Below are 17,644 nucleotides of genomic sequence, written 5' to 3'. Positions count from 1 at the left end.
CACCACCGTCCTGCGCGAACCCGTCCGCTTCACCACCCTCCCCGCCCTCCGGTGATCTTCGTGTGTTGGCGCGCCGCTGGGTGTGGCCGCGTTCCGGCAGTGTCGTGGCGGTCCGTGTCGCGAACTGTGGGGCAAACCGGACACGAAACCGCGACTTCGCGACACGGAACCACTGCCCCCCGCACGCCCTTCCCATCGGTGGGAAGTCCGCCCGAAATGCCGCTTACGGGAAACCGTCGATCCCGGTGCCGATCACGGCGTCGAGCCTCACGGCTTGTTCAGCAGCACGTGGAACGCCCGCTCTGCCCAGACTGTCGGCCGACTCAGCCTCATGACAGCGATCAACGGTGCTACGGAGGACTACATCTCGGGCGGCGATGGCTGAGTACGGTGGAGGGAGTGGTGGATCAACAACGTGATCAGGTGACCGGCGAGGGCCATGCCGGTGAGGACGTCCGAGGGGAGGCGGGGCATGACCGATGATCCAGCACGTTTTCGTGTGCCGCTCTACAGCGTGGCTGAGGCTGGCCGCTATCTGGGGGTACCCGCATCCACCTTCGCGGCGTGGGCTTACGGCTACGTCCTGAGACGGCCCGGTGGATCTGCCGTGCACGGCGATCCGATCGTGACGGTCCGGCCGCGTTCCACCCCTGGTGCGGCTGTTGTGCCGTTCGTTGGTCTTGCCGAAGGGCTTGTCCTGGCTGCGATCCGCCGGGCCGGCGTTCCCCTGCAGCGCATCCGGCCCGCGCTCGCCCGGTTGGCTGACGAACTCGGCATCGAACATGTTCTTGCCTCGCGGGCGCTGTACACGGATGGCGCCGAGGTGCTTTACGATTTTGCGGAGAGCCATGGCGATTCTCCTGAAGCCCGTGGGGCCCGAGAACTGGTCGCGGTGCGACACGGGCAGCGGGTATTCGGTGAGATCGTCGAGTCCTATCTGCGGCGGGTGGAGTTCGCGGAGGATGGGTATGCGCGGCTCATCAGTCTGCCTCAGTATCCGCGTGCGAGCGTGGTTGTGGACCCCGCGCGCGGATTCGGGCAGCCGATCTTCGCCAGGGGTGGTGCCCGTCTCGAAGATGCCCTGGGGCGCTTTCGGGCCGGCGAACCCCTTGCCGATGTCGCTGCGGAGTTCGGAGGTCCCCCAGACGATCTGGAGGACGCCGTGCGTATCGCCACCGGAACTGCCGCCTGATGACGCATCCCGTCGGGTTGCCGCATGTGTTCGTCGATCGGAGCCTCGGGCGTATAGCCGTGCCTCGGCTGTTACGTGGGGCCGGCATCCAGCTTACGACGCTGGCTGAGTATTATGGAATTCCGCAGGACGAGGACATCGCCGATGTCACGTGGCTGGCTGACACCGCCCGTCCTGGGGTGGGTGGCCTTCATGAAAGACGAACGCATCCGGCGCCGTCCCGCCGAGCAGCGGGCTGTCCTTGATTTTCAAGCGCGCTGCTTCTATCTCACACGGCAGAATCTCCCCGGCCCGGAGATGGCCCGCTGGCTCCTGGCCAATCTGGACGCTATTGTCGCGGCATGCGCGGATGACGGTCCGTTTCTCTATGCCGTCCATGCAAACCAGATCAAGAAGATGACTATTTAGGTTGTTGGAATTGTAGAGTTCACCAAGGGTGGCGTGTCCGTGACGGTGGATCTCGCGATCGGCTTGACGGCCGGATCGAGGCCGGTCTGGCCGACTCGCAGCCGCGCGACATGCATGGCCTGTGGGCTCAGCGTGTAAGAGTCAGGCGGCCTTGGAGCCGCATATTCGCCGTGGAACGCCGCCCAGCGGGCGGCAGCATGATCCCCGAGTGCGCGGGACAGACCCGCTCCCACGGCGGACGTTGACCCGCCGGCTCGCATGATCCCCGAGTGCGCGGGACGGACCCTTGCTGAGCCGGCCCGGTGGATCGCGACGAGCGCCTCGGCGAGCCCGAGAGCGAGCGTCGAGAGCAGCCGCGCGTCGAGCGGGCCGGCCGCCCTGACCAGCTCGTGCAGGCTGGGGCCGGGGATGTATTCGGTCGCCAGCCACGGTTGGGGGGAGTCGGCGTCGCTGGCGAGAACGGCGGCGGTGCACTGGGCGCGGACGGCCCGGCAGGCCGCTACCTCCCGGCGGAACCGCGCTCGAAAGTCCGCGTCGTCGGCGATCTCCTCCCGGACGAGTTTCACGGCGGCGGGCTGCCCCGCGCTGTCGGTGGCGGGCCGCGATCCGCCGCCGGAGGTGGAGGCGCCGTTCGCCTCCGGTGTGCGGTCATGACGACCAGGCGCCGGTGGCGGCCGTGGGCTGGGCGCGCAGGGCGAGGCGGGCGGCGAAGGTGGCCTGGCCTTTGGGTTCGCCGTGGACGAGCATCACCTCGGCGGCGCCGATGTCGGCGGTGATGGTGACCAGGTCGTCGGCGCTGGCGTGGGCGCCGAGGCCGTGGTGGCCGACGCGGGCGGCGACGGGGATCACGCTGGGTGGGCCGTCCCTCGTGGGCAGTTCGAACGCGCCGCCGCCGGCCTCGGCGAGGGCGAGCAGGCGGGCGCCGGGGGAGTCCTCGTCCTGGTAGCCGACGACCATCAGGCCGGCGCTCGGGTCCGGCAGCAGTGCCCGTGCCCAGCTGACCGCCGGGCCGGCCGTCAGCATGCCGGACGTGGCGATCACCACGCCGGCGCGCAGCGTCCGGATCGCCTCCTGGGTGCCGCCGGGCGGCACAGCGCGGACCCGGGGGCCGAAGATGCGCATCGGCCCGCCGTCCGGCCCGGGCTGCTGCTCGTAGACGGCGGTGACGGCGCGGGCCAGGCCGTCGATGCGGATGTCGACGTCGGGTAGTCGTTCGGTGAGGGTGAGGGCGACCTCCTGGGCGCGGCCCAGCGCGAACGCGGGGATCAGCACCCGCCCGCCGGCGCTGGTGATCGCGGCGACGTCGGCGACGAGCCGGGCGGCGGTGGCCTCACGCGGCGGCATCCGCCCGGCGCCGGCGTAGGTGGACTCCAGCAGGAGCAGCCGCGCACCGCGGGCCGACGGCGGGACCGCGATGCCGCCGACGGTGCGCTGCCCGGCGCGCGAGACGTCCCCGGAGACGACGATCCGCTGGTCGCCGGCATGCACGACGACCCCGGCCGCGCCGACGATGTGGCCGGCCGGGAACAGTTCGACGTCGAGGTCGCCGACGCGGTGCCGGCGGCCGCACGGCACGGCGCGGAGCTGGCGCAGCGCGTGCTGGACGTCGTCGGCGTCGAACGGCGCGGGCTCGAACGCGTCGCCCGTCCCGCGACGGGCGAGCACCTTCGCCGAGTCGATCCACAGGGGCGCGAGCAGCGTCGCCGTCGCCTCGGTGGCGAGGACCGGGGTATGCGGGCTGCGGGCGAGTACCGCCGGCACCCAGCCGGCATGGTCGTTGTGGGCGTGGGTGACGACCACGGCGTCGAGGCGGCCGGCGAACGCGTCGGCGATCCGCGGTGGTGCGAGGTCGTCGGCGCGGTGCCCGCCGGGGCGGCTGCCCGCGTCGACGAGCAGCCGGGTGTCACCGGCGGTGATCAGTACGCAGGAGCCGCCGATCTCGGTGCCGCCGCCGAGGACGTCCACCCGCGGCTGGCGCTCCCGGGCGCTGACGCTGGCGGCAGCCGGCGCGGGCGGATCGGCGAAGGCGTCCAGCAGCGCCGGCAGCCAGGTCGACACGGTCGTGGCCAGCTCGGCGGGCAGGCCGGCGAGCCGGGCCGCCTGGTCGAGGCCGGCGCCTGCGGTGCAGCGCAGCAGGGCGGCGAGCGCGGCGGCGAGCTGGAGCGGGTCGGACGCCTCGCGACGGGCGGCCGCGAGCTGTGCCTGGGCGGCCTGCGCGCGGGCGGTCTGCGCGGCCAGCTCGTCGCCGAGGTCGAGCAGCTCCGCGTGCGACCGCCGGGCATCGGACTCGGCGAGGGCGGCGCGCCGGCGGGCCTGGTCGCGGGCCTGCCGAAGGTCGGCGAGGCGGTCCTTCGCCCGTTCGTCGCGGCGTTGCTCCGCCGTGGCGCGCCCGGCCCGCTGCTGCTCCCGGCGATCCCGGCGCGCGGCCCGCCGCTGCTCGCCGAGCAGGGCCCGCACCTGCCCGGCAGCCCGGCCGACGACCGCCGGATCCCGGTCCGTCAGGCCGAGCGCGAACGCGCCGCCCTCGGCGAGGAGAAGCCCCTCGCCCGCCGTGGCCGCCAGCCGCGCCGCGACCTCCGCGCGCAGCGGCGCGGACTGCGCGAGCAGGTCGAGAAGGATGAAGACGCCCTCGCGGCTGGCGACGACCCGGCCGGGATCCACCGGTTCGCCGCCGACCTCGGCGATGACGGTCGCGGCGAGCCGCAACGCGGCGAGGACGACCGGCGGCAGCGGATCGTGCGTCGCGCCTGGCACGGACGTCATGGGCGTGCGCCGAGGTCGGGCGGGAGGCGGTCGGCGAGGACTGGTTCGGGGCGCAGCAGGCCGGCGTCGTCGACGAGCAGGCAGCCCAGCGCCGTCAGCGCGGCGACCACCTCGTCGAGGGCGGCGAAACCGGCGTCGGACGCCCGCGCGACCAGGTCCGGATCCTCCTCCAGGACGCTGGCGACGACGTGCGGATCCGCACCGGCCGCTCCGCACAGGTCGACCGCGGCGCGGAACACCGCGGCGAGGGCGGGTGCCGAGGCGTCCAGGCCGGCCGCGCGGACGAGGTCCCGGCCGCCCTTGGCGGACAGCCACTCGTCGAGGCCGTCGAGCAGCCGGCCGTGCCCCGCGGCGGAACCCTCGCTGGCGGCCCGCCGCGCGACCTGGGCGAGCGCCATCGGCCAGCCGCCGGTGCGCGCCAGCAGCTGCGAGCGGGCCTGTTCGTCGCGGAACGGCAGGCCGTCCTCGTCGCACCACAGCCGCAGGCCCGGCTCGTCCATCCGGGCCAGGTCCACCCGGCCGGGATGCCCCACCCAGGCGGCCGCGTTCGGCGGCGCGGTGACGACGGCGACGGCGACGTCCGGGGTGGCCGCCGCGACGGCGGTCTCGGCGGCGGCGAGCAGCGCCCGCAGCGCCGAAGTCGGCGCGTCCCGGGCGTCGACGAGGACGAGGGTCGCGTCGGTCGCACGGGCGACCGACCCCCGCACGCCGTCCGGCGTCGGCACCGCGCACCGCTGCACGGCCCGGACCAGCCCGGCCGTCTCCGCGTGGGCCTGTTCGAGGGCGAGGTGCACCCGGTCGATCCACAGCGCGGTGGAGCCGGTGATGGTCAGCACCGTCCGGCGCGCGTCGAACAGCCGGCCGATCTGCCGTTCCGTCAGCGGCGAGCGGATGAGGTCCTTGATCCGCCGGCGATAGGACGCGGCGTCGGACACCGAGGGCACCGCCAGCTGCTGCGGTGCCATGGACAGGGTGTCGAAGACCTCGTCGGCGGTGCCGAGCAGCCGGCGCACCGTCGGGGTCCGCAGCCGGTAGCGACCCTGGTCCAGGGCGAGGACGCCGAGGTCGACGCATTCGGTCACCAGGCCCGCGAAGCCGTCGGAACCCACGTCACGGAAGCCGGCCGGCCAGTGCTGACGGGCCTCGTCGGACAGCTCGGCGAGGCTGAGGCTGGCATCGATGCCCCGCTCGTGGGCCGCGAACGCCACCGAGTAGGTGATCACCAGGTAGCGGGGGTCCAGGTGCAGGGTCATGACGTACTTCTTGCGGAACGCGGCGGCGAGCTCGGCGTCGCCGAACACGTCGTCGACGTCCTCGGCGGTGATCAGCTGGGGCGGGCCGTCGGGCGGCACCTCCCGGGCGGTGAGGTGGCGCACCAGCGCCTCGCCGAACAGCTGCAGCAGCGCCGGCAGGTTGTTCGCCCGGGCCAGGATCCGCGCGGGCAGCGCGTCCTCGTCGGCGAAGGTGAAGCCGAGTGCCGCCAGCGGCTTGGTGAGCAGTTCGTGGGCGTGCTGCGGGCGCAGCGGGCCGACGCTGATCGGCCGGCCGAGGTGGGACAGCGGCTGATTGGGCAGCGACTCGAAACGGGCGGTCGTGTGCAGGCCGGCGAAGACGACCTTGGCGCGGCGGTCGGAGTCCAGCATGATCCGCCGGCACCAGTCGACGTGGGTGAACCGGTTGCCGGCGGCGTCGGCGTCGAGGAACGCGTCCGCCTCGTCGAGCAGGATCAGCAGCGCCCGGGTCGGCTCGGCGCGCAGCCAGCGCAGGATCGCGGCGTGCACGGCGGCGGCGAGGTCGCGGGCCGGCGGCGCGGCGCCGTCGACGATGCGCAGCTCGGCGAGCTTCGGCCACAGTGTGCCCCACAGCAGCTCGGGCCGCCCGTCGGCACCGACGGTGAACACGGTGGTCCCGACGGCCTCGTGGCCGGGGCGGTCGCGGGTGAACTCGCGGGCGGCGATCCGCAGCAGCGCGGACTTGCCCAGCTGGCGCCCCCCGGAGACGAACGACGAACCGCGCAGGTCGAGCACGGCGGCGAGCTCGTCGGTACGCCCGTAGAACATCTCCGGGGCGATCTCGCCCGGGGTGTCCCGGTAGGGGCTCGCGGCGGTGAAGGGCAGCGCGGTGGCCGCGAAGGTGGCGCGCCGTGGCTCCTGCTGGCAGACCAGGTAGGCAAGGCACGCCTCGTCGAGCAGGAACAGCGGCGGCCGGGGGCGCCCGCGTGCCGCGTTGGCGATCGCCCGGCGGTCGGCGGGGGAGAGCACCCCGGCCAGCCACAGCGCGAGCACCGTCTGGTCGTGCGGGGCGACGGCCATCCATTCGATGAGCGTCGCCGGCGTCGGCGAACTGCGGACCAGCACCACCGACAGGGTGGCGCCGTCCGGGCTCATCGCCGAGCCCAGCGCCGGGGTCAGCGCCTCCCCGGTGCCCCGTACGTCCTTCAACGTCACCCAGTGACGCCCGGTCTGGCCGGCGGGAGCCTGTTGCAGCCGAACCTGGGCGAACTCCAGCCCGGCCTGGGCGAGCACCAGGCGCAGTGCGCCGACGGTGTCGTCGCGGCGGATGTTGCGGTCGTTGCCTCGCCGGGCCAGCGCCCGCCAGGCGCCGAGGGCCTTGCGGCCGGCGTCGCGCCGCGCGTCGGACAGCCCCGCGGTGTCGAGCCCGAGCTGGGCCATCCGGGCCTGCGCGGCGCTGTTCGACCCGGTCAGGGCCGCGTACACGAGGTCCAGCGGCTCGCTTGACCGCTCGTCGGCGAGTGCCGGCACGGTCGCGAGGAACGCCCGCAGATGCCGCGCGCCGGTGGAGCCGGCGGATGGCAGCCGACCGCCGGCGGTGACCGTCTCCAGCGACTCCTCGGCGCTGGCCACCTGGCCGCCGAGCGCCCGGCCGACGAGCAGCTCGGCGACCTGCGCGACGTTCTGGTCCCGCCCGGCACGCTCGTGGATGCGGGCGACGGTGCGTGCGATCGCCTCGTCGCGCTGGCGGTCGAGGTCGGTGGCGATCTCGTCGATGGCGGACTGGACGCGGCCGAAGTCCTGCCGGGAGGAGTCCCGCAGCGCCTCCGCCCGGGCGGCCAGCGCCGCCCACGGCTGGTCGTCGAGGCTGCCGTCCAGCCGCCGGGTGGCGATCCGGTCGCTGAGCTCGTCGACGCGGTGGCGGATCTGTCGGGACTGGCGTTGGATGTCGACGCCGCGACGCCGTTCGAGCTCGGCGGCGAGCTCCGGCTCCGCGCGGCGCAGCCCGGCGATGAGCACCGCGGTCAGGTCGTGGTCACCGCGACCGGCCCGCTGGTCGTAGACGTCGCGCGGGCCGCGCCGCTCGGCCTGGGCGAGCCGGCCGAGGTCGCGGCGGCCGGCGTCGGGCAGCGCCGGCAGTCCGCCGTCGGGCAGCAGCGTCCGCGCGTCGAGCAGCAGGGCGGACGCGAGCAGCTCGCCGTGCGCGGCGTAGGCGACCGGCGGCTCGTCGGCGACCGGCACGTCGCCGTCGCAGATCGCCAGGGCCTGGCCGAACAGCCGCCTGGCCGCCCCGGCGACGGCCGGCCGGTCGCTGACGCCCGCCAGCTCGTCGAGGGCCGGCTCGCGCACCTTCTTCAGCCGGTTGTGCAGCTTGGCGAGGGCGGCGGTGTGCCAGTTGCCGACGGTCGTCGCCCGCCGTTCGAGCACACGCTCGGCGCATTCGGCCCAGCGGCCCGCGAGCTCGACGGCCTCATCCCAGCGGCCGGCGAGGTTGTCCCGGGCGCCGGCGACGATCTGGTTCGACTTGTTGCGCCGCTGCCCGGCGAAGGTCGACTCGATGCTGCGGTAGGCCTTGCCGCGCAGCCCGACCACCAGGTCCCGGGCCTGGCTGGCGGCGTCCGGGTTGTTCGCGGCGACCAGCGTCAGCATCGCCCCCAGCTCGCCGTCCGGCCGCATCCACGCCTGGTAGACGCCGTTGGCCGGCACGTACTTGAAGGTGCGCCGCGGCGCGCCGGACAGCAGCGCGGCCGCCTCCGTGGCCAGCTCCGCGGAGACAGTCTCCGCCGCGGCGAGGGTGCCCACCGCGTCGGCGGCCTCGGCGAGCATGACCACCCCGCAGCGGCTCGCCTCCGCGAGTGCGCTGAGCGCCTCGGACAGGTTCGGCTGGCCGCTGACGCACGGCAGCAGCTTCGCGAGCACCCGGGCCGGGCCGGCTGACGGCGCCAGCAGCGCGATCCGGGCGGCGGCCAGCAGCGCCAGCAACTGCCCGGCCCGATCGTCACCGAGCGCCTCCCGGCTGACCTGGGGTTCGATGTCGGCGAACGCGGACGCCAGCGGACCCGCCGGGGCGCGCAGTGCGACCGCGCAGGCCGCGAGCCGACGGGCCGCGACCCCGGCGGTCGGCGCGCCCGCCGCCTCCAGCAGGTCCGCCGCCAGCCCGAACCGGTCCCGCCCGAGCAACGCCTCGGCCAGCTCCGTGACCTGCGCGCCGCCAGGACCTGAGGCCTCCCGGCGCGCATCGTCGGCGGCGGGGACGGCGATGGGCGCGATCGCGGGGGCGGTGGTGTCGGCGTCCGCGACGGCGGCGTGCGCGGCGGCGGGGTCCGAGTCCGACCTGGCCGATGCCACGTCCGGCGCGGGGCTGTCGGTCCGGTGGTCGTCCGGCGAGCCGCCTGTCGCCGGTCGGGCCTGACCCCCGCTGATCGACGCGAGCGCGGCGCCGTGGCCGCGGGCCAGCAGCGCGGCGAGCCCAGCGAGGCCCGGGTCCGCCTCGTCGGTGGGATCGGGCTCGTCCACCGGCTCCGCCTGGTCCGCTGGCTCTGCCTGGTCCGTTGGCTCTGCCTGGTCCGCTGGCTCCGCGTCGTCCAGCGGCGCGGCCGCGTCGGCCGACGTCGACTCCGGCACCGGGGTCGGCGCCGTTGGCCTCGCCGCGCGCGCGGCGCTCAGCTCGGCCCAGTCGACGCGCCGGCGCGCCGACCGCTTGTCGTCGTCCACACCGAGGAACCGCCACAGGGCCGCCAGCGGCTCGCGGGACACGGCGGGATCGTCCTGGGCGGCAGTGGCGGCCGTGCGCACCCCGGTGATCAGATCCGCGAGGTCGGCCGGACCTTCCAGGCGCGTCAGCCGGTCGATCCAGGCTGCTTCCTCGGTCTGCCGGCGGTGTCGTTCCCGCAGTTCCGCTAACGCGTCCCGCAGGCCGTCCCGCGACGGGTCGATCGCGGCGCCCAGCTCGTCGCCGAGCCGACGCGCGGCGACGCTCGCGTGGCGCGCGTGCGCGGCGACCTCGTCGGCGAGGTCGCACGCGGGCAGCTGACCCGCGCGCAGCGCGTCGGCCACCGACAGCGCCGCCCGCAGCGCCTCGTCCCACCGCTTCAGCACCTGGGAGGCCCGCTGCCCGGCGTCGTCCTCGACCCCCTCCCCACCGGAGCGCGGGGAGCCCGCGGGGATGTCGTCGCCCGTACCATCGGACATGAGCATCTCGCGGTCCTCCTCGACGCCGATCTCGCTGTCCGTGGTCAGGTGATACGCACCGCACCCACGGTCGTTCTGACAGTCGTCGCGGTTGCCGCCCTCCTCGACCAGCGCGGCGGCGCAGCGCCGCGTCCGGGGAACGAGCCCTGGTAAGGACCGAGTGGGGACGTCCGGCAGCCGGGGAAAACCAGTCCGCAGCGCGTCGTGGGCGGACCGGGCCGCGGGGTGGTCGACGGCGAGCGTGGCCAGCGCCACCGCGGATGCCGGGGCGTCCTTGGCGATGGCGGCGACCAGGGCGCCCGTGACCAGCGCGGCGCTGATGTCGGCGGCGACGTCGAGGAGAGGGCCGAGGCCCGGCGACGACGCGACGGCGCGCAGTGCCGCGCCGTCGTCGTCGCCCAGCACGGCGGACCAGATCGCCGGATCGGCATACAGCATGAAGGCGATGACCAGCGGGCTGGTGAGGTCGTGCAGCAGGTCGATCCGGGTGGTGGAACCGCCGGCGCGCATCCGGGCCAGCAGCCGCGCCGCCATGCCCCGGTTGACCACCGCGACGCGGCGCATCCCCAGCGTGCCGGCGATCACGGCCTGGCGAACGATCAGCGGCATCTGGCGCAGGGACGCGAGCACGTCGTCGGCGGTGAGCGCGGCCACGGCGGCGGCGGCCAACGCGTCGAGGTCGACCTCCTCGGCGATCCGTCGTCCCGGCGGCCAGTCAGCCGGCGTGGCGGGAAATGCCGGATCGGGGAAATGACCGCCGGTTCCACGGATGCGGTGCGCTCTGCGGCGAGTCACGGACGACATCTGTCAGCCTTCCTCGCCAGCGAATCGGGCTAATGTTTTCAATAAATCGAACGTTGGCGTCGGGTGGCAAGAAAGTCGCGGACCGGACGGGCCGATGTCGCCGCGATCCGGTGCGGGAAGGCCTGCTCGCCGCATTTCCTCCTGATCAGGAATGTCGGTGTGCGGCGCACCCGCGAACAACGTCCGAAAATCCCGGGGAAGCGGCATCTGTCAATTCTGCCAGGACGCGCGAACCCGACCTTGATCGGGGTCCGCACGTCCCCATGCGGCGATGTCGCGTTTCTGGGTTTCGCCCGCATCCGGGCGTCCCGCGCGACCATTCGGCCTACCGAATCCGGTCGTACGCTCACCAGGCCAGGCCAGGCCAGGCCAGGCCAGGCCAGGCCAGGCCAGGCCAGGCCAGGCCGCGGGCGCGGGCGCGTTCCGAGCCGCCACACGTCCCGCGCACGCTGAGGGCGCGGCGTCGCCTGGTCGGGCTGGGGCGCGCCGGCCGGGGGCGGGGCGGCGACATGCCGGCCCCGCCCGTGGCCGGGCAGCGCCGGCCGGAGGCGCCCCTACCTCGTGACGAGCGGGACCACGGCGGCGGCGGAGGACGGGTGGGGGAGCGTGCGGAACCGGTAGGTGACGCCGGTGATCCGCTCGGACTCCGCCCACAGCAGACGCTGGCGATCGGCGTCGCGCGCGCTCGGGCTGGAGTAGGCCGGCGCGGGCAGTCCCGTCCCGCCGAACAGGCCGTCCGGGCCGTAGTACTCGCCGCCGCGGACGTCCGGGTCGACCGCCGCCCGCAGCGGGGCGAGCGCCCCGGCCTGCGGCCCCTGGATGAGCCAGCCCATCAGCGGTGCCGCGCCGTTCGACAGGAACGCCCGGATGACCGGCGACCTCGTGCGCACCAGTGCCGTGCGGGCGATGCCCGGGTGGGCCGCCACCGCGAGGGTCGGGGCGCCGGCCGCCGCCAGCCGCCGGTGCAGCTCGTAGGTGAACAGCAGGGCGGCGAGCTTGGAGGTCGGGTAGGGCAGCCGGGCCCGCCGTCCGCCCGCCGGCCCGCCACGGGTCCCGCCCGTCCCACCGGCCCAGCCGCCCGGGCGGCCGTTCGTCCGGGCGCCGGCGGTGCCGCCCGCCGGGCCGTTCGTGGGCCCGAGGAAGCCGACGTGGCGGTCGGCCGCGGCCGGCGGGCGCGCGGCCCGTGACGGCAGCCGGGCCAGGTCGTCGGCGCGCAGACGGCCGCACAGATGGGCGAGGCTGCTCACGCTGACCACACGTGAGCCCGGGGTGGCGAGCAGCCGGTCGAGCAGCAGGCCGGTCAGCGCGAAATGGCCGAGATGGTTGACGCCGAACGTCGGCTCGAAGCCGTCCTCGGTGCGCGCGGTGCTCGGGGACATCACCCCGGCGTTGGCGACGAGCAGGTCCAGGCGTGGATGGTCGGCGCGGATCCGCGCGGCCGCCGCCTCGACCGAGGCCAGCGACGCCAGGTCCAGGCGTTGGACGCGCACGTCCGCGCCGGGCGTGAGGCTCCCGCCCAGGCCGTGGGACTGGTGGTCGGCGCCGACGTGGTCGGTCGCCGCGCCGCGCGGGGCGCCGATCGCGGTCGCCAGGTGGGCGTCGGCGTGCGTGTGGGCGGCGCGGATGGCGGCGGCGACCCGCTCGGCGCGGTCGACGTCACGGCTGGCGAGCACGACGGTGGCGCCGCGCGCGGCGAGCACCCGGGTGATCTCCAGGCCGATGCCCGAGTCGGCGCCGGTGACGACGGCCGTCCGTCCCCGCAGGTCCGGCACGTCGGCGACGGTCCAGCCCGACCGGTCGTGGGGGCGGCGGGGGAGGCGGACCGCCGGCGGGCGACTCACCTCGGCTCCAGCAGGACCAGCGGGATCACCCGGGTGGTCTTCGTCTGGTAGTTCCGGTACCACCGGTTGTCGGCGACGACCCGCGGCCACAGCTCGTCGCGTTCCGTGGCGGTCGCCGGGCGGGCCCGCATGGCCTGCCAGGGGCCGCCGCGGGTGCGCACCGCCACGTCGGGGTTGGCGCAGACGTTGTGGTACCAGTCGGGATTGCGGTCGTCGCCCCCGCGGGAGGCGACGAGGACGATCGTCGAGCCCTCCCGCAGCGGCGTGGTCAGCTTCAGCGTGTGGGGACGGCCGCTGCGCCGCCCCGTGGTGCTCACCTCCAGGACCTGCATCCCTCCGGCACGCCAGCCGAGCCGGCCCCCGGAGATCCTCACGAGGAGGCGGTGCATCGTGTTCAGCGCCTTGAACGCGTGGTCGCTCGCCATCCCTCCGACTTCCTGTGCATGCGCGCGCGACCCCGGGCGGACCGGACCACACGCGTCTGTCTGACGGCATCCACCGAACGTTCACCCGATGCTGCCGTCGCCAGAACGGATCGGGTACGGATTGTCTGCTACGTGTCGTTGGCCGGCTCTGCCCGGGGGGAGCGATCGTGCTCCTCCCGGGCCGGCCCGGGGCTGCGCCGTCCCGTCATCCGTTGTTGTACCCATCCCGTCGCGGGGATCCGCCGCGCACCGCGAAGCCGCTGCCCGGCAGGCGGAATCGCCCGCCGGGCAGCGGCTTCGTGCGGTCGGCGGGCGCCCCGCGGCGGCCGAGGTGCCCGTCGCCGGTCGCCGCCGCCGTCGGCGTGCCGCCCGTGACGCATCTCATGGGCGCGGCGGGGGTACCCGGGCTCCGCCGGTCCGAGACCTCAGCCTGGGACGCGTCCGGAGCCTGGGACGCGTCCGGCGGCCCGCAGCCAGTCGAGCGTGCGGCGCAGGCCCTCGGCCACCGGGGTCGACGTGATGCCGAGTTCCTTGTTCGTCACCGAGGCGTCGATCGGCGGGTCGGCGTAGGTGTGCTCGCTGAACCGGGTCATCGCGCCGAACCTCTCCGGTTCGTCCTGCGGACGGATGGCGCGGACCCGGTGCGCGACGCCGGCCAGGTCGTTGATCTGGTTGCACAGGTCGGGCAGGCTGCGCAGGTCGTCGCTGCTGCCGATGGCGAGGTAGCGCGCCCCCGGCCGGCCCTGCTCGGCGGCGGCGAGCACGATGTCGGCGACGTCCTGGACGAACACCCACGGCAGCGGCATGTCGAGGTATCCGTCGAACTCGCCGCGCAGCGCGCCCAGCAGACTGGAGTTGAAGCTCGTCGCCGCGAGCGCCCGGTCGACCAGCGGGGACGGGCCGTAGATGCCGGAGGGGACGACGGTGCAGGCGTGCAGGCCACGCGACGCCCGGTGCATCGTGAGGTAGTAGGCGGAGAGCTTCGCCGGCGTGTAGGTCGTCGGGCCGTGCACGATCGGTTGCAGTGGCGAGATCTCGGTCATGGTGTGGGACATGTCGAGGATGGCCGCGGTGCTGATCATGACGCAGCGGGGGTGCGACGCGGCCCGTTCGGCGACGTCGAGGACGTTGACGACGCCCTGGTAGTTGGCCCGGTCGTAGTCGTCGGGCCCGGCGGTGGACCAGGTGCCGCCGATCACCGCGGCGGAGTTGATCACGGCGTCGGCGCCGGTCATGCCGTCGGCGAGGGCGTCCAGGTTCGCCAGGTCGCCGGTGACGACCCGGCAGCCGGCGTCGGTGAGGAACGACGCCGACGCCGGATCGCGCACCATCGTCGTGACCGTGTGGCCTCGTTGTAAGGCCGTGACGCAGAGATTGGCTCCGGTGAGTCCGGAACCCCCGGTGATGAACAGGCGCACGCCAGCTCCCGTGGGTCAAATCGTCTAATTGATTGAGATCGATTGAAACAGTGCTGGTGGGGTGACGCAAGACTCGTCGTCGATGTCCGTCCGTTGTGCACTGATTGCCGGGGAGAGGGTCGCGTGTTAACTTGAACGGCGTTCGAGATGGTGGGTGGGAATGCCGGACGGCCCGCCCGGAGCGGGTGGGAGGGGTGTCGCGATGGCGGGGCGGCCGGTGCGCGCGGACCCGCTGAGCGTCGGCGCCATCGTGGCCGTCGCGCTGCGCCTGGCCGCCCGCGACGGGCTGGAGGCGGTGCGGATGCGTGATGTCGCCGCCGAGCTCGACGTCGCCGCCGGCGCGCTCTACTGGCACGTCAGCAGCCAGCGCGCGCTGCAGGTCGCGGTCGTCGAGGCGGTGTTGGGCGCCGTGCCGTCGCCGTCCGAGCTGCGGGGAACGCCCCGGGAGCGGATCACCCGCCACATCCGGCTGCTCCAGCGGGCGCTCGTCGACAACCCCGGGATCACCGGCGCCGTCATCGCCAACGCCCCGGACACCCCGCTGGGCGCCAAGCTGCGCGATGGGGTGCGCGCGGCGCTGCGTGAGGCCGGCCTGAGCCACCCGGCGGCGCATCGGGCCTTCCTGGCTCTGGAGTGGCTCTGGCTCGGGTCCCGCACGGGAACCGGACCGCACGCGTACGACCAGGAGACATTCGACGCCGCGCTCACGGCGCTGCTCGACGGGATCCTCGGCACCGCCCCCGGTGCCCCGGACGAGGGAGCCTACCGATGACCTACGACGGCCCGCTGTTCGACTGCGACAACCACAACTACGAGGTCCGCGACGCGTTCACCCGCCATCTCGACCCGGCGTTCGCCCGCCAGGCGATCCAGCCGGTGAGACTGCCCGACGGGCGCGAGGTCATCCTCGCCGGCGACCGGGTCGTCCGCTGCCTCGAGCCCGAGTTCAACGAGGTCTACCGCCCGGGCACGCTCAAGGAGATGCTCAGGCAGATGGCCTCGGGCAACCCGGACGAGACCTACACGTTCGAACCGATGCGCGAGGAGTACCAGGACCGCGAGGCGCGCCTGGCCCGGATGCGCGAGCAGAACGTCCAGGGCGCGGTGATGTTCTCCGGCGGCTGGTCGTTGTTCGCCGAGGAGTACGTCGACGACACCGACGGCCTCTACGCCAACATCCATTCCTTCAACCGGTGGACGGAGGAGACCTGGGGCTGGGACGGCGAGATCGTGTCCCCAGCTTTGATCAGCCTGCGTGACGTCGACCAGGCCGGCGAGGAGCTGGACCGCGTGCTCGGCCGCGGTGCGAAGCTCGTGCTGTTCTCGGTGGGCCCGGTGGACGGCCGCTCGCCCGGTGACCCGCATTTCGACCCGGTCTACGCGCGGTTGCAGGAGGCCGGGGCGGCCATCGCCTTCCACATCACCGAGCACTGGTACAACCGCTCCATCGCCCCCGCGTGGGGCCACGAGCCGGCGCCGATCCATTTCCGGATGAGCGCCTGGCAGTGGATGAACACCTACGGCACCTACCCGATCACGTCGACGCTGAGCGCGCTCATCTTCGACAACGTCTTCGGCCGCTTCCCCGAGCTGCAGTGCCTGGTCGCCGAGTTCGGTGCCGACTGGGTGCCGCTGACCCTGTCCAAGCTCGACAAGAGCCGCGGCATGGGCCGCAACGGCCCGTGGATCGGCGGCCAGCTCACCGAGCGTCCCTCGGAGGTCTTCCGCAAGCACATCAAGGTCGTCCCCTACCCGGAGGACGACGTCGTGGGCCTTGTCCACCAGGTGGGGCACGCCGACGCGTTCGTCATGGGCAGCGACTATCCGCACGCGGAGGGGCTGGCCGAGCCCCGCGACTTCGCCAAGCTCGTCGACTCGTTGTCCGACGAGGACCAGCACAAGATCCTGTGGGGTAACGCCCAGACGCTGCTGCGCCGCTAATCGCACCTGAGCGTGGTTGCCGGCGCGGGAACGGGGCATTGCGTGTGCGTCCGGGATTCCCTTGCGCGTACAACGATTTTTTGGTGCTGACGCAACGACATCGGCGACCGCGTCCCCGTCGCCTCGCGCCGTACCTCGTTCGGCCCCGCGACGCCGCGGGCCTCGTGGGAATGGCGGGCGAATGCGGGCGGCTCGTTCGCGCGGGAAAGGACACCTGCGCGGGGCCGGGTAACCGCTGAGACGGGGTGACTGCGCGGGGCAGGGCGCGGCTGGATCGGGAGTGTACGGGCGACCTGTGTCGCCTAGTGCCGCACCGGCGACGGGTAGGACACGACACGGCGCTCCATCGCGACCCGCACGAGTTCCGCCTTGTTACCCAGCATGAGTTTCGCGCGGGTGCGTTTGACGTACGTGTTGACCGTCGTCACGGCCAACCCCAGACGCGTCGCGATCTGGCTGTGCGTGAATCCCTGGGCGATGAGGCTCAGAACCTGCTCCTCGCGTTCGGACAGCCGTGGCTGACCGGCGTCCCCCAGCGCGGCGGGAGAGGGGGTGTCAGCGGTGACTTCCCAGGTCACAGCCTCGCCGGGGGCGGCCTTGCCGGGCAGGACCTCGCCGGGCAGGACGACGTCGGTGAGGCCGGCCGGCAGGTAGAAACCGTCGGCGGCCACCGCGCGCACCGCGTCCGCGAAGCTCGAGCACGGCGCCGTGCTCGCCAGACAGCCGGCGGACCCGGCCTTCAGGATTGCGATGGCGTCATCCCGGTGAAGGGACTCGGAAACGGCGAGCACACGGCCGAGGGAACGCGCGTCCCGTATTCTCTCGGCGGCGAGCTCGAGGTTCGATCCGAAGTCGATGATGACGACATCGAGTTTGTCCGAACCAGTGGACCAGGCTGTCCTCCTCAGTTCGTCCGGGGTCTCGCCGATAACTGCGGTCGCGATGTCAGACTCCCGGACGAGCAATTGTTGCACGGCCCACCGGAACAGCGGGCGGTCACCTATGACTCCGACTTTCAGTGGCGACGAGCAGAACGGATCCACGAGTCTCCTCTATCGGTGCGTCGGGTGCTGAGAGTAACGATGTGATCTTTACGTGCACCCTACGGTTGGTAAACGAACGGTGAACTTGCCTGCGTGCGGCGTCAACTATTTTGGGGACACCGGCGAGGACAGACACGGCCACATTGGATGACGATAGTGACTCTGCGTTACTCCGCATCGAGTCCACTCCCGAACCGGAGGTGTCCGTGCGCCGCCTTGTTCTGCTCGCTCTGCGGAAACGCAGCAGCGGTTATGCCACCGAAATCCTGGGATCGCACCCGAGCTGGCCGCTGCGCGTCGCCCAGTCGGCGCTGACCGACCGTGGATTCGAGGTGCTCACCGCCGAGATGGCCGGCTCGTTGTCCTCTCTTCGCGGTCTCGTCGCC

13 protein-coding genes are annotated in these 17,644 nt (G+C 73.6%); 5 read left to right on the top strand and 8 right to left on the bottom strand.

From position 1 onward, the window contains the following. The first annotated feature begins 472 nt into the window (after positions 1-472). Both C1A33_RS06150 and C1A33_RS06145 read left to right on the top strand, forming a co-directional pair. Entirely contained in the window at positions 473-1,192 is a 720-nt protein-coding gene (locus C1A33_RS06150) for a DUF433 domain-containing protein (RefSeq protein WP_101830552.1), read from the top strand. Positions 1,193-1,336: 144 nt separating this feature from the next. Then, positions 1,337-1,600 carry a hypothetical protein gene (locus C1A33_RS06145; protein WP_101830551.1) on the top strand — a complete coding sequence of 88 codons (264 nt, stop codon included), beginning with the start codon at positions 1,337-1,339 and terminating at the stop codon, positions 1,598-1,600. On the opposite strand, the gene C1A33_RS06140 is transcribed toward C1A33_RS06145, so the two are convergent. The 7 genes from C1A33_RS06140 to C1A33_RS06110 all read right to left on the bottom strand — a co-directional run bounded on the left by C1A33_RS06140 (position 1,597) and on the right by C1A33_RS06110 (position 14,274). Next, positions 1,597-2,166: a phosphotransferase gene (locus C1A33_RS06140; protein WP_101830550.1), complete on the bottom strand. Its 570-nt coding sequence runs from the start codon at positions 2,164-2,166 to the stop codon at positions 1,597-1,599. The two genes, C1A33_RS06145 and C1A33_RS06140, sit on opposite strands and share 4 nt — an antisense overlap. Before the next feature lie 82 nt (positions 2,167-2,248). After that, a complete protein-coding gene (locus C1A33_RS06135) occupies positions 2,249-4,363 on the bottom strand; it encodes an MBL fold metallo-hydrolase (protein WP_101830549.1) in 2,115 nt (704 codons plus the stop codon). Continuing rightward, positions 4,360-10,590, bottom strand: a complete 6,231-nt coding sequence (locus tag C1A33_RS34610) for a hypothetical protein (RefSeq protein WP_165818245.1) — start codon at positions 10,588-10,590, stop codon at positions 4,360-4,362. The genes C1A33_RS06135 and C1A33_RS34610 overlap by 4 nt, the downstream gene beginning before the upstream one ends. Before the next feature lie 554 nt (positions 10,591-11,144). Continuing rightward, complete coding sequence (locus C1A33_RS06125) at positions 11,145-12,431, bottom strand: SDR family NAD(P)-dependent oxidoreductase (protein WP_101830548.1); 1,287 nt, start codon at positions 12,429-12,431, stop codon at positions 11,145-11,147. Next, positions 12,428-12,856: a nitroreductase/quinone reductase family protein gene (locus C1A33_RS06120; protein WP_101830547.1), complete on the bottom strand. Its 429-nt coding sequence runs from the start codon at positions 12,854-12,856 to the stop codon at positions 12,428-12,430. Before C1A33_RS06120 ends, C1A33_RS06125 begins: the two co-directional genes overlap by 4 nt. Before the next feature lie 205 nt (positions 12,857-13,061). Beyond that, positions 13,062-13,241, bottom strand: coding sequence for a hypothetical protein (locus C1A33_RS06115; protein WP_101830546.1), 180 nt, complete (start codon positions 13,239-13,241; stop codon positions 13,062-13,064). A gap of 40 nt (positions 13,242-13,281) precedes the next feature. Beyond that, positions 13,282-14,274, bottom strand: coding sequence for an NAD-dependent epimerase/dehydratase family protein (locus tag C1A33_RS06110; protein ID WP_101830545.1), 993 nt, complete (start codon positions 14,272-14,274; stop codon positions 13,282-13,284). 202 nt (positions 14,275-14,476) lie between these two features. Here C1A33_RS06110 and C1A33_RS06105 point away from each other — a divergent pair, with 202 nt between their 5' ends. Together C1A33_RS06105 and C1A33_RS06100 are read left to right on the top strand one after the other, a co-directional pair. Beyond that, positions 14,477-15,046, top strand: a complete 570-nt coding sequence (locus C1A33_RS06105) for a TetR/AcrR family transcriptional regulator (RefSeq protein ID WP_165818244.1) — start codon at positions 14,477-14,479, stop codon at positions 15,044-15,046. Beyond that, positions 15,043-16,215, top strand: coding sequence for an amidohydrolase family protein (locus C1A33_RS06100; protein WP_101830543.1), 1,173 nt, complete (start codon positions 15,043-15,045; stop codon positions 16,213-16,215). The genes C1A33_RS06105 and C1A33_RS06100 overlap by 4 nt, the downstream gene beginning before the upstream one ends. A gap of 302 nt (positions 16,216-16,517) precedes the next feature. Here the strand turns inward: C1A33_RS06100 and C1A33_RS06095 are convergent, their stop codons facing one another. Further along, positions 16,518-17,258 carry a response regulator transcription factor gene (locus tag C1A33_RS06095; RefSeq protein ID WP_101830542.1) on the bottom strand — a complete coding sequence of 247 codons (741 nt, stop codon included), beginning with the start codon at positions 17,256-17,258 and terminating at the stop codon, positions 16,518-16,520. Positions 17,259-17,464: 206 nt separating this feature from the next. On the opposite strand from C1A33_RS06095, the gene C1A33_RS06090 reads away from it, so the two are divergent. Then, positions 17,465-17,644 (top strand): hypothetical protein (locus tag C1A33_RS06090; protein ID WP_133150574.1); only part of this gene is annotated, 180 nt, incomplete at its 3' end.

This window comes from Frankia canadensis (assembly GCF_900197875.1).
In the GTDB taxonomy this organism is placed as follows: domain Bacteria; phylum Actinomycetota; class Actinomycetes; order Frankiales; family Frankiaceae; genus Frankia; species Frankia canadensis.
Note: the sequence above shows the minus strand (reverse complement) of the source record. Positions and strands in the feature narration are given on the sequence as shown.

Coding starts and splice junctions, on each gene's coding strand:
- C1A33_RS06150 (WP_101830552.1), top strand. CDS start 473: ATGACCGATGATCCAGCACGTTTTCGTGTGCCGCTCTACAGCGTGGCT.
- C1A33_RS06145 (WP_101830551.1), top strand. CDS start 1,337: ATGTCACGTGGCTGGCTGACACCGCCCGTCCTGGGGTGGGTGGCCTTC.
- C1A33_RS06135 (WP_101830549.1), bottom strand. CDS start 4,363: ATGACGTCCGTGCCAGGCGCGACGCACGATCCGCTGCCGCCGGTCGTC.
- C1A33_RS34610 (WP_165818245.1), bottom strand. CDS start 10,590: ATGTCGTCCGTGACTCGCCGCAGAGCGCACCGCATCCGTGGAACCGGC.
- C1A33_RS06120 (WP_101830547.1), bottom strand. CDS start 12,856: ATGGCGAGCGACCACGCGTTCAAGGCGCTGAACACGATGCACCGCCTC.
- C1A33_RS06115 (WP_101830546.1), bottom strand. CDS start 13,241: ATGAGATGCGTCACGGGCGGCACGCCGACGGCGGCGGCGACCGGCGAC.
- C1A33_RS06105 (WP_165818244.1), top strand. CDS start 14,477: ATGGCGGGGCGGCCGGTGCGCGCGGACCCGCTGAGCGTCGGCGCCATC.
- C1A33_RS06100 (WP_101830543.1), top strand. CDS start 15,043: ATGACCTACGACGGCCCGCTGTTCGACTGCGACAACCACAACTACGAG.